This window comes from Pseudomonas sp. 18173 (assembly GCF_050432945.1).
Taxonomy (GTDB): Bacteria; Pseudomonadota; Gammaproteobacteria; order Pseudomonadales; family Pseudomonadaceae; genus Aquipseudomonas.
Map to the genome: position 1 here is coordinate 351,340 of NZ_JBKFTN010000003.1, position 10,942 is coordinate 362,281.

Consider the following 10,942-nt stretch of genomic DNA (forward strand, 5'->3'; position numbering starts at 1 on the left):
TCCCCAAAACCATTGCGTTGTGAGGCGCGCAAAAATGGCGGCTCCCCGGGAGGAAACGCGCCAATACGGACAAAAATTATCCGGGCACACCAATTCGGGGACGGATCCTAAACTACTCGCCCGTTTGCACAAGGGTTTGGGAACGAACAGGCAAAAAAAAGCCCCGCTGGGTAGCGGGGCTTTTCTTCATCAGGCCAACTGAGGTTGCGCGCTCAACGGCTTGAGCGGCAGCAGCGGTGCGTGGGGGTCGGCCTTGACCGACTTGCGCCATGCACCCAGCCACTCGGCGTGGCCTTCGCTCCAGACCTGCTCATGCAGGCGGGCCAATGCCACCGGGTCGCTCAACAACTGCACACGCTCGTTGTTGGTCAGTCCTTCAGGACCGACTTTCATCGCGTGCCGCACCCGTTCGATACGCAGCCATTCGATCGGCTCGGCCTCGCGGTGACGCGAGGTCGCCAGCGAGCACGCCAGGGCGTTCTGCTGCGGGTCGACCACCGAACGGACGAAGCCGTCGTTCAGCGCGTGCCAGCGGTTTTCGTGGGTGTACTGGTCGGTGGCCAGCAAGGCCTGCGGCGGATTGTATTCCTCAGGGATCAGGAACAGGCTCTCGTCACGGGACTTCAGGCCCAGGCCGACGCGGCTGGAAATCACCGACACCGGGATCGACAGCATCAACGAACCGACAATCGGCACCAGCCACCACAGGAAGCTCGGGTTCAGCCAGATCACCAGCATGGCCCAGAAGAAACCCAGCAGGGTTTGCGGACCGTGGCGTTTGACCGCTTCGCTCCACGGCGTGGAGTCGTCGTCACGTTGCGGCGAGTTCCAGGTCGCGGCCCAGCCGAGGAACGCGGCGAGGACGAAACGGGTGTGGAAAATCATCCGCACCGGCGCCAGCAGCATGGAGAACAGCATCTCCAGCAGCATCGACAGGGTCACCTTGAACTTGCCGCCGAACTCTTTCGCGCCCTTGGCCCAGATCAGGATGATGCTCAACAGTTTCGGCAGGAACAGCAGCACGATGGTGGTCGAGAACAGCGCAATGGCCTTGTCCGGGTGCCATTGCGGCCACAGCGGATAGAGCTGGCGCGGTTCGAGGAAGTACTGCGGCTCCATCAGCGTATTGACCGCCAGCAGCGCCGTCGACAACACCAGGAAGAAGAACCACAGCGGCGCCGACAGGTAGGACATCACGCCGGTCAGGAACACCGCGCGGTGCACCGGGTGCATGCCCTTGACCAGGAACAGGCGGAAGTTCATCAGGTTACCGTGGCACCAGCGACGGTCACGCTTGAGTTCGTCGAGCAGGTTTGGCGGCAGTTCTTCATAGCTGCCCGGCAAGTCGTAGGCAATCCACACGCCCCAGCCGGCACGGCGCATCAGCGCGGCTTCAACGAAGTCGTGGGACAGGATCGCACCGGAGAACGCGCCTTTACCGGGCAACGGCGCCAGGGCGCAGTGATCGATAAACGGCTTCATGCGGATGATCGCGTTGTGGCCCCAGTAATGCGACTCGCCCAGCTGCCAGAAGTGCAGGCCGGCGGTGAACAGCGGGCCGTACACACGGGTAGCGAACTGCTGCATGCGCGCATACAGGGTGTCCATGCCCGACGCGCGTGGCGCGGTCTGGATAATCCCGGCGTCCGGCGTGGCTTCCATCAGGCGTACCAGACTGGTCAGGCACTCGCCGCTCATCACGGAGTCGGCATCGAGTACGACCATGTACTTGTAGTCACCGCCCCAACGTCGGCAGAAGTCGTCGAGGTTGCCGCTTTTACGTTTTACGCGACGGCGACGGCGGCGATAGAAGATCTTGCCGAAGCCCCCGGCTTCGCGGCAGACGTCCAGCCAGGCCTGTTGCTCGGCGACACAGATATCGGCGTCGTTACTGTCACTGAGGACGAAGAAATCGAAGCGGTCCAGGTCACCCGTGGCCGCAACCGACTCGAAGGTCGCCCGCAGGCCGGCGAATACCCGTGGCACGTCTTCGTTGCAGATCGGCATCACCAGTGCGGTGCGCGCATCCTTCGGAATCGGTTCATCGCCGGCGCTGGCACCGGAAATACGGTACTTGTCGTGACCGGTGAGCAACTCCAGGAAGCCCATCAGCGCCGTCCAGAAACCGGCCGACACCCAGCAGAACAGGATTCCGAACAGGATCAGGATGCTGGTCTGCAAGGCATATGGCAGCACTTGCGTGGCCGTTTGCAGCAGCGGCTGGTGCAGCACTTCGTTGAGGTCGACGAACGACCAGCCCTGGTACGGCATGATGCCTTTCATGTACCAGCCGGCAACGATGGTCTGACCGAGCATCAGCAGCAACAGAATGTAGCGACGGATCGAACCGACACTGCGCCAGCGCGCGGCCGGCAGGACACGTTCGTCCTTCGGCGGCTTCGGCGGGTTGGTGCGACCGGTCAGGCGGCGCCAGCCACGCACCAGGATGTTGGTGCGCCACGGCTCCGGCACGACCTTGGTCCGCCGGATCGGCGGAGTGGCCTTGAGGCAGACCCGGCCGTTGGCGTCGAGCGCCAGCATTTCCGCGTCCTGCAGCTCTTCGGCAGTGCTCAGGGTCAGGCGTTTGCCGACGGAAGCCTGGGCGGCTTCGGTCGGGGCGTCGAACGTCGAGGACGACAGGCGTTCATGCAATTCGCTGAAAGACTGGCAGCCCGCGAGTTCCGCGCGCTGCTCGTCGGTCATCGGCAGATGCGCCAGATACTCGGAGAGAGTTTCTGGCCGTACTTGAGAGTTACTCATCGGCAGGCAACTGATAGCTCCAGGTCTCGGTCAGGACTTCTTCAGTCGGGGCCGATTCCGGTGTGGCTGGGGCCGCGTCGGCAGCGGCAGGCTGCTTGGCGTCTTTATTATTGGCCTTTTCCTTGGCATCTGCAGCAGGCTTCGCTTCAGCCTGCTTGGCCTCCGCTTGCTTGGCTTCCTTGTCCGCTTTCTCCTGTTGCTTGGCGGCAACCTTGTCGGCCTTGGCAACCGACGAGTTCGACGACGGGATCGAAGTCTTGGCCAGATCCGCCGGCACAATGTTCTGCACCAGTGCGGCACGCATTTCAGTGGCCTTGCCCGGATCCTTGATCTTCATCCGCAGGGTCAGGCGCCAGCCGTTGGTTTCAGGGTTGAAGCGCACGCTGTTTTCCACCAGCTCGGCGTTGTCGCCAACGCTGACCTGGCTGCGAACTTCCGCATCGGCCGGCAATGCCGCCAGGGACGGGCCTTCGAAATCCACCAGGTAGGCAACGCTGCCGTCCGGCTGACGAATCAGGTTGGACTGCTTGACGTCACCGGTGGAACGCAGGGTCTGTTTGACCCAGGCGCTGTCCGGTGCGTGAATGGCCGATTCGTCCATTGTCCAGTGCATACGATAAGCGACATCGAGCGGCTGGCCAGGTTCCGGCAACTTTTCCGGGTTCCAGAAGGCAACGATGTTGTCGTTGGTTTCGTCGGCGGTTGGAATCTCGACCAGGTCAACGGTGCCCTTGCCCCACTCGCCTTTCGGTTCGATCCAGGCACTTGGGCGCTTGTCGTAGCGATCGTCGAGGTCTTCATAGTGGCTGAAGTCGCGGCCACGCTGCAGCAGGCCAAAGCCGCGCGGGTTTTCCACGCTGAAGTTGCTCACCGCCAGGTGTTTCGGGTTGTTCAGCGGACGCCAGATCCACTCGCCATTGCCGGCATGGATCGCCAGACCGCTGGAGTCATGCAGTTCGCGACGGTAGTTGAGTACTTTCGACGGCTGGTTGGCGCCGAACAGGTACATGCTGGTCAGCGGGGCGATACCCAGTTTGCCGACCTTGTCACGCAGGAACATCTGCGCCTTGACGTCGACGATGGTGTCGCTGCCCGGACGCAGGATCAGGCGATAGGCACCGGTGGCACGAGGCGAGTCAAGCAGGGCGAAGATCACCAGGTGCTTGTCGCCTGGCTTGGGCTGCTGAACCCAGAACTCGCGGAAACGCGGGAATTCTTCGCCGGACGGCAAGGCGGTATCGATGGCCATGCCGCGAGCGGACAAACCATAGACGTGACCCTTGCCGACGACGCGGAAGTAGCTCGCGCCGAGCATGGTCATGATTTCGTCTTGCTTGTCGGCCTTGTTGATCGGGTACAGCACACGGAAACCGGCATAACCCAGTTGTTCGGTGGCCTTGGGATCGAACTTCATGTCGCCGAAGTCGAAACGACTCGGGTCGTATTTGATCTCTTCGACGGTGTTCGCGGTGATTTCGTTGATTTTCACCGGCGTATCGAAATGCATGCCCTGGTGATAGAAGGACAGCTTGAACGGCGTCTTCTGATCAGCCCACTCGGCTTTTTCCGTCAGAAAACGAATTTTCTGATAGTCCGCGAATTTCATGTCGCGGAACTCGTTCGGCAGGTTACTGCGCGGCGCTTCGTATTTCTGCGCGGCCAGTTCTTTTGCCTTGGCCGATACATCATCCAGACTGAATGCCCAAAGCTGGCCGGCGCTGAGCAGGCAGAGCATTGCAGAGCCCGCTACCAGGGCGCTGCGCAACCGTTTGGCAGACAATTTTGGTGCGTTACAGGGACTAACAATCACGAGCAACCCTCGCCGAAAACAGATCAAAAAACCAACGGCCAGTTAAAGGGTCTGCACGGTCTGCGGTATGAAAAAACCGCCCTTGCAAACCACTCTTGCCAAGTTGGCGAGCATTGTTCCGACTCCGCTGGGGCGAAATGATTCCCCAATCGGATCCAGACAAGTCTCTACCTAAGTCAAAATGGACCAACGAACGCTGATCCCCGTAGCGCGCGATTATCTAGTAGGCCGCGTTACAACGCATCAGGGGTAACAAAGTATTTATCGCGAAAAAACCCTGTTTTCAGTCGAAATGAGCTTAAAAACTTGTTTCAAGCGCTTTCAGGTCTGTAACAGGAAGGTTACCGGGCCATCATTGACCAGGTGCACCTGCATATCCGCGCCGAATCTACCTGATGCCACTGTGCCATGCACCTGTTTCGCTTTGCTTAATAGATAGTCGAATAATTCCTCGCCCAGCGCCGGAGGGGCCGCGGTCGAGAAACTCGGACGCAGCCCGCTTTTGGTATCGGCAGCCAGGGTGAACTGAGAGACCAGCAGCAACCCGCCGCCCACATCCGCCAGGGACAGATTCATCTTGCCCTCGGCGTCACTGAACACCCGATAGTTAAGCAGCTTATTGAGAAGTTTGTCGGCGCTGGCCCGCGTGTCGTCGGGCTCGACGGCCACCAGTACCAGCAATCCCTGGTCGACGGCACCCACGATCTCGCCCGCGACCTCGACTCGTGCACCACGCACCCGTTGCAGCAGAGCCTTCATGCTTCTTCAGGCGCCAGGTCCAGCAGACGACGGGCCATCTTGTCGGCAGCCCGCACCAAGGCATCGGTAATACCCGGCTCGGCAGCGGCATGGCCTGCGTCACGGATAATTTGCAGTTCGCTGTTCGGCCAGGCCTGGTGCAACTCCCAGGCGTTATCCAGCGGACAGATCACGTCGTAGCGACCGTGGATGATCACGCCGGGCAAATGGGCAATCTTGCCCATGTCGCGGATCAACTGGTTCGGCTCCAGGAAGGCGCCGTTGGTGAAGTAATGGCATTCGATGCGGGCGATGGACAGTGCGCGCTGAGGCTCTGAGAAGCGATCGACCACCAGTGGGTTGGGGCGCAGGGTCGCGGTGCGGCCTTCCCAGACGGACCAGGCCTTGGCAGCGTGCATCTGGGCAATTTGATCGTTGCCGGTCAGGCGTTTGTGAAACGCTGTGAGCAAGTCGTCGCGCTCGTCCAGCGGGATCGGTGCGAGGTAGTCCTGCCAGTAATCGGGGAACAGACGGCTGGCGCCGGCCTGGTAGAACCATTCGATTTCCTGCGCACGGCAGAGAAAGATCCCGCGCAGGATCAGGCCATGTACACGCTCGGGGTGGGTTTGCGCGTAGGCCAGCGCCAGGGTCGAACCCCAGGAGCCGCCAAACAGCACCCACTTGTCGATGCCCAGGTGCTGGCGAATCCGCTCGAGATCGGCGACCAGATCCCAGGTCGTGTTGTTTTCCAGGCTGGCGTGGGGCGTGGAGCGACCGCAACCGCGCTGATCGAAAGTGACAATGCGATAAAGGTTGGGATCGAAGTAGCAACGACTCTGGGCATCACATCCGGCACCGGGACCGCCGTGGATGAACACCACCGGCAATCCTTCCGGTGAACCGCTTTCGTCGACGTACAGGGTGTGGGTCGCATCGACGGCCAGATCGTGCCGGGCGTAGGGTTTGATCTGCGGGTACAAAGTCTGCATTGCGCACTCCGTAAGGGGTCGAGGTCATCCCTGGGGGGACTTCTATTATTCTGCCGTCCGGCATCATAAACCCGAATTACGTCAATGAGCATGCCTGTGCGGAGTCAGAGTCTTGTCGACAGATATCCGAAAAGGATTTCGTACAGCGCATCGACCTCGGCCGCTTGCCCACGGGCTCGCAAACAGCCATGCACCAGGCCCTCGCCGGGATAAAGCGTGGCGGCCACGCCCGCGGCATTCAGGCGCTCGGCGTACAGCACGCCGTCATCACGCAACGGATCGAATTGCGCCACGGCGATCCATGCCGGTGGCAGCCCACTGAAATCCTTGGCGAGCAATGGCATGGCATAGGCGTTCGGATGGCGGGTGCCTTGCAGGTAAAGCGCGTGATAACAATCGACGTCACTGCTGCTCAGCAATGGCGCGTCGATGCACTCACTGCGCGATGGCAGCCGGTGATCGCCGCCCAACCCCGGATAGATCAGTACCTGCGCGCACGGCACCGGCTCGCCGGCATCGCGCAGCGCCAGGCACAGTGCCGCCGCAAGATTGCCGCCCGCACTGTCGCCGGCCACCAGCATGCGCTGCGGATCGAGTTGAAACGGCCCGGTGCGCAGTGCTCGCCAGACCTTCAGGCAATCATCGAAGGCGGCGGGAAACGGATGCTCCGGTGCCCGGCGGTAATCGACGGCGATCACCAGTACACCGAGTGTCGATGCCAATTCGGCGCAGATGAAGTCGTGGGAATCCAGGTCCCCCACCACCCAGCCACCGCCATGCAGGTAGACGATGCAGGACACGCCAAGGGTCGGTGGCTGATAGGAGCGAACAGCAACCCCGGCCAACTCGAAATCGACCACATACAACCCGGCCGGACGCGCCGGGGTAAACGCCCGGCACATTTCGCTGTAGGCCTGGCGCAGACCATCGGGGCTGCTGTCGGTGCTGTTGAAACTGACGGTTTTCTCGACGAAAGCCGTCATCTGCTCGGAAAGCGGGTAAGGAGCCATGAGCATACTGCCCGTTCAGCGGAATATATGGCCCCTGTAGGAGCGAGCTTGCTCGCGATAAACCCGAGAACGCCGCGGGGTATCAGGCTCGCCGCGTTATCGTTGACGATCATCGCGAGCCAGCTCGCTCCTACAGGGTTTTGATGTCAGTTTTTCAGGCTGGCCTGAACCGTCGCCACGCCATCCTTGCCCTCGAAACTGCTGACACCCGCCAGCCAACGCTGCAAGTCTTCGGGATGCTCACGCAGCCACTTTTTCGCGACATCCTGGGCCGTCTGGCGCTCCATGATCGGCACCATCAACTGGCTTTCCTGGGCAGCGGTGAACGTCAGGTTTTCCAGCAGTCGGTTGACGTTCGGGCAGCGCTCGGCGTAATCCGGGGCCGTCACGCTGGAAACGGTTGCGGCGCCTTCATTGGGACCATAGACATCTTCGCTGCCGGTCAGGTAGGAGATGTTCATGTTGATGTTCATCGGGTGCGGGGTCCAGCCGACGAACACCACGAACTCCTTGCGATTCACCGCCCGCTGCACGGCCGCCAGCATTCCGGCCTCGCCGGACTCGATCAGTTTGAAGTCCTTCAGGCCGAAGTGATTGGTCTCGATCATGGTCTTGATCGTGGTGTTGGCGCCGCTGCCCGGCTCGATGCCGTAGATCTTGCCGCCGAGCTGATCTTTGAATCTGGCGATATCGCCGAAGGTTTTCAAACCTGCGGCAGCGACATAGTCAGGCACCGCGAGCGTTGCCTGCGCGTCGGCCAGGCTGGGCTTATCCAGGACTTTCACTTGGTTGGCGGCCAGGAACGGCGCGATGTTTTTGTCCATCGCCGGTTTCCAGTAACCGAGGAAGATATCCAGACGCTTGTCGCGGATGCCGGCGAAGATGATTTGCTGCACAGCACTGGTTTGCTTGCTTTCGTAGCCCAGACCGTTGAGCAGCACATCGGCCATGCCACTGGTGGCGATCACATCGGTCCAGTTGACCACGCCCATGCGCACAGCTTTGCAGGAGGCGTCGTCCGCGGCCATGGCGCCAGCGCTCAACAGAGCGGTGCCGCAGAAGATTGAGAGACAGCGGGTGAACAGTCTTTTCATCGGGATGATCTCGTGCGGCAGCGGATTATTGTCGGGCCGGTGTCTTTGTGCACCGTGGCCGAAACATTACGCAGCAGACGAGCGGTAAAAGCGAACTGAGGCGACCGTGTTTTGCACAGTGGCGACTGTCTGTAGGAGCGAGCCTGCTCGCGATGGAGGACAACGATGACGCGGGCTGTCTGAATGCACACGTTGACCTGACGTTTTTCGCGAGCAAGCTCGCTCCTACAGGGGTTAGGCGTTGTAGTGCTTTTCGCCCCAGGCCAGCAAGCCTTGCAGCAGTTCCTTCAATACGACTTGAGTAGGCTGCGCCAGATCCGCCCGATAACGGAACGGCTCGAACTCTTCCATGTAGGTGCACTGGCCCAGTTCCAGCTGCACGGCGTGGATGTTCTCGGCCGGGTTGCCGTAATGGCGGGTGATGTGGCCGCCCTTGAAGCGCCCGTTCAGCACGTGGGTGTAATTGTCATGACGCGCGCAGATCGCTTCGAGTTGCGTGGCCAATTGAGGATCGCAACTGGCGCCGTTGAAGGTGCCGAGGTTGAAGTCCGGCAGCTTGCCGTCGAACAGGTGCGGGATCAGCGAGCGGATCGAGTGCGCATCGAACAGCAGTGCATAACCGAACTCGGCCTTCAATCGCGCCAGCTCCTGCTGCAGGGTGCTGTGGTACGGCGTCCAGATCTGCTCCAGATAGGTCGCCCGTTCTTCTTTCGAAGGTTCCAGGCCTTCACGGAACAATGGCACGCCGTCGAACAGTGTGGCCGGGTACAAGCCGGTGGTCGCGCCCACGTACAGTGGCTTGTCGTCGGACGGACGGTTCAGGTCAATGACGAATCGCGAGTATTCGGCGGCCAGGGTACTGGCACCCAGTTCAGCGGCGAAGTCATAAAGCTGCGGGATGTGCCAGTCGGTGTCCGGCAGGCTTTTCGCGTCCGGGATCAACCCGGCCTCGACCACCGGAGTCAGGCGCACGCCCGCGTGGGGCATGCTGATCAGCAGCGGTACGCGGCCTTGTTTGAAGTTCAGAACCTTATCCACAGCTGCTCTCCTACAGACTTGTCTCGACGCCGTGACGCACGACGCGTTTTTCCAGGTCGCCGCCCAGCCAGTACGACAGGTCGGCCGGACGTTCGATTTGCCAGGCCACGAAATCCGCGACCTTGCCGGCTTCCAGCGAACCATGGGTGTCGGCCATGCCCAGCGCGGTAGCGGCGTGAATCGTTGCACCGGCCAAGGCTTCTTCCGGGGTCATGCGGAAACAGGTGCAGGCCATGTTCAGCATCAGGCGCAACGACAGCGCCGGCGAGGTACCCGGATTGAGGTCGCTGGCGATGGCGATTTTCACGCCATGCTTGCGCAGGGCTTCCATTGGCGGCAGTTGGGTTTCGCGCAGGAAGTAGAAGGCTCCCGGCAGCAATACCGCGACGGTACCGGATTCGGCCATGGCGATGGCGTCGTCTTCGGTCATGAATTCCAGATGATCGGCGGACAGTGCGTGGTAACGCGCCGCCAGGCTCGAACCATGCAGCGACGACAATTGCTCGGCGTGCAGTTTCACCGGCAAGCCCAGTTTCTGAGCGGTGATGAATACCCGCTCAACCTGCGCCGGGGAAAACGCCAGGTACTCACAGAATGCATCAACCGCATCCACCAACCCTTCGGCGGCGAGAGCCGGGAGCATTTGCGCGCAGATGTGATCGATGTAGTCGTCGGCGCGATCCTTGTATTCCGGCGGCAAGGCGTGAGCGGCCAGGCAGGTGCTGCGCACGCTGATTGGCAGTTCGGCACCGAGACGTCGGGCGACGCGCAGCATCTTGCGTTCGCTGGCCAGGTCCAGGCCGTAGCCGGACTTGATTTCGATGCTGGTGACGCCATCGCGCATCAGGCTTTTCAGGCGCTTGGCGGCGCTGGCGAACAACTCGTCTTCGCTGGCGGCACGGGTGGCGCGCACGGTGCTGGCGATGCCGCCACCGCTGGCGGCGATTTCCGCGTAGCTGACGCCTTGCAGGCGCTGTTCGAATTCGCCGCTACGGTTACCGCCGAACACCGTGTGGGTGTGGCAGTCGATCAGGCCCGGTGTAACCCAGGCCCCGTTCAAATCGTTGACCGCCGGGTACTCTCCCGCCGGCAGTTCAGCGCGCGGCCCGATCCACTCAATGAGCGCACCGGACGTCACGATGGCCGCGTCCTCGATGATCGAGTAAGCGCCTTGCGCCATGGTTGCGACGTGGCAGTGTTGCCAGAGGGTTTTCATCCCGAGTCCTCGTCTTGTTCAAAATCGAATCGCTGGCAAGCCAGCTCCTACAGGGTTAACACAATCCACTGTAGGAGCGAGCCCGCTCGCGATGGTCGTCAACGATAACGCGCCCGGCCTGAACGCCCGCGTTGCCCGGGCGTTTTTCGCGAGCAGGCTCGCTCCTACAGGAGGGGCCTTACAGGCTCGGCAGCAACTTCGCCGAAACCAGCTCGCTCAGGCAGCGCGACGCCAGCAACTCGGTCGCCGCGTTGATGTCCGGCGCGAAGAAACGGTCCTTCTCGTAG

General features: G+C 61.3%; 9 protein-coding genes. All 9 read right to left on the minus strand.

Annotated features, from left to right (window positions below; translation table 11 throughout):
• Positions 1-189 precede the first annotated feature (189 nt).
• Entirely contained in the window at positions 190-2,760 is a 2,571-nt protein-coding gene (gene mdoH, locus ACLD1X_RS05435; protein ID WP_429366451.1) for a glucans biosynthesis glucosyltransferase MdoH, read from the minus strand.
• Positions 2,753-4,570: a glucan biosynthesis protein gene (locus tag ACLD1X_RS05440; protein ID WP_429366452.1), complete on the minus strand. Its 1,818-nt coding sequence runs from the start codon at positions 4,568-4,570 to the stop codon at positions 2,753-2,755. Before ACLD1X_RS05440 ends, mdoH begins: the two co-directional genes overlap by 8 nt.
• Before the next feature lie 321 nt (positions 4,571-4,891).
• On the minus strand, positions 4,892-5,329 hold the full coding sequence (gene dtd, locus ACLD1X_RS05445; RefSeq protein WP_429366453.1) for a D-aminoacyl-tRNA deacylase: 438 nt from the start codon (positions 5,327-5,329) through the stop codon (positions 4,892-4,894).
• Positions 5,326-6,297 (minus strand): prolyl aminopeptidase, encoded by a 972-nt coding sequence (pip, locus tag ACLD1X_RS05450; RefSeq protein WP_429366454.1) that lies wholly within the window; start codon positions 6,295-6,297, stop codon positions 5,326-5,328. The genes dtd and pip overlap by 4 nt, the downstream gene beginning before the upstream one ends.
• Before the next feature lie 104 nt (positions 6,298-6,401).
• Entirely contained in the window at positions 6,402-7,307 is a 906-nt protein-coding gene (locus ACLD1X_RS05455) for an alpha/beta hydrolase (protein WP_429366455.1), read from the minus strand.
• Positions 7,308-7,453: 146 nt separating this feature from the next.
• Positions 7,454-8,401, minus strand: a complete 948-nt coding sequence (gene choX / locus ACLD1X_RS05460; protein ID WP_429366456.1) for a choline ABC transporter substrate-binding protein — start codon at positions 8,399-8,401, stop codon at positions 7,454-7,456.
• A 234-nt stretch (positions 8,402-8,635) separates the two neighbouring features.
• On the minus strand, positions 8,636-9,439 hold the full coding sequence (hutG, locus tag ACLD1X_RS05465; RefSeq protein ID WP_429366457.1) for an N-formylglutamate deformylase: 804 nt from the start codon (positions 9,437-9,439) through the stop codon (positions 8,636-8,638).
• A gap of 10 nt (positions 9,440-9,449) precedes the next feature.
• A complete protein-coding gene (gene hutI / locus ACLD1X_RS05470) occupies positions 9,450-10,655 on the minus strand; it encodes an imidazolonepropionase (protein WP_429366458.1) in 1,206 nt (401 codons plus the stop codon).
• A gap of 178 nt (positions 10,656-10,833) precedes the next feature.
• A partial coding sequence (locus tag ACLD1X_RS05475) for a hypothetical protein (protein ID WP_429366464.1) occupies positions 10,834-10,942 on the minus strand: 109 nt, incomplete at its 5' end.

Bases quoted from the DNA above. Each gene is read 5' to 3' on its own strand.
- mdoH (WP_429366451.1), bottom strand. From the start codon at position 2,760: ATGAGTAACTCTCAAGTACGGCCAGAAACTCTCTCCGAGTATCTGGCG.
- dtd (WP_429366453.1), bottom strand. From the start codon at position 5,329: ATGAAGGCTCTGCTGCAACGGGTGCGTGGTGCACGAGTCGAGGTCGCG.
- pip (WP_429366454.1), bottom strand. From the start codon at position 6,297: ATGCAGACTTTGTACCCGCAGATCAAACCCTACGCCCGGCACGATCTG.
- ACLD1X_RS05455 (WP_429366455.1), bottom strand. From the start codon at position 7,307: ATGGCTCCTTACCCGCTTTCCGAGCAGATGACGGCTTTCGTCGAGAAA.
- choX (WP_429366456.1), bottom strand. From the start codon at position 8,401: ATGAAAAGACTGTTCACCCGCTGTCTCTCAATCTTCTGCGGCACCGCT.
- hutI (WP_429366458.1), bottom strand. From the start codon at position 10,655: ATGAAAACCCTCTGGCAACACTGCCACGTCGCAACCATGGCGCAAGGC.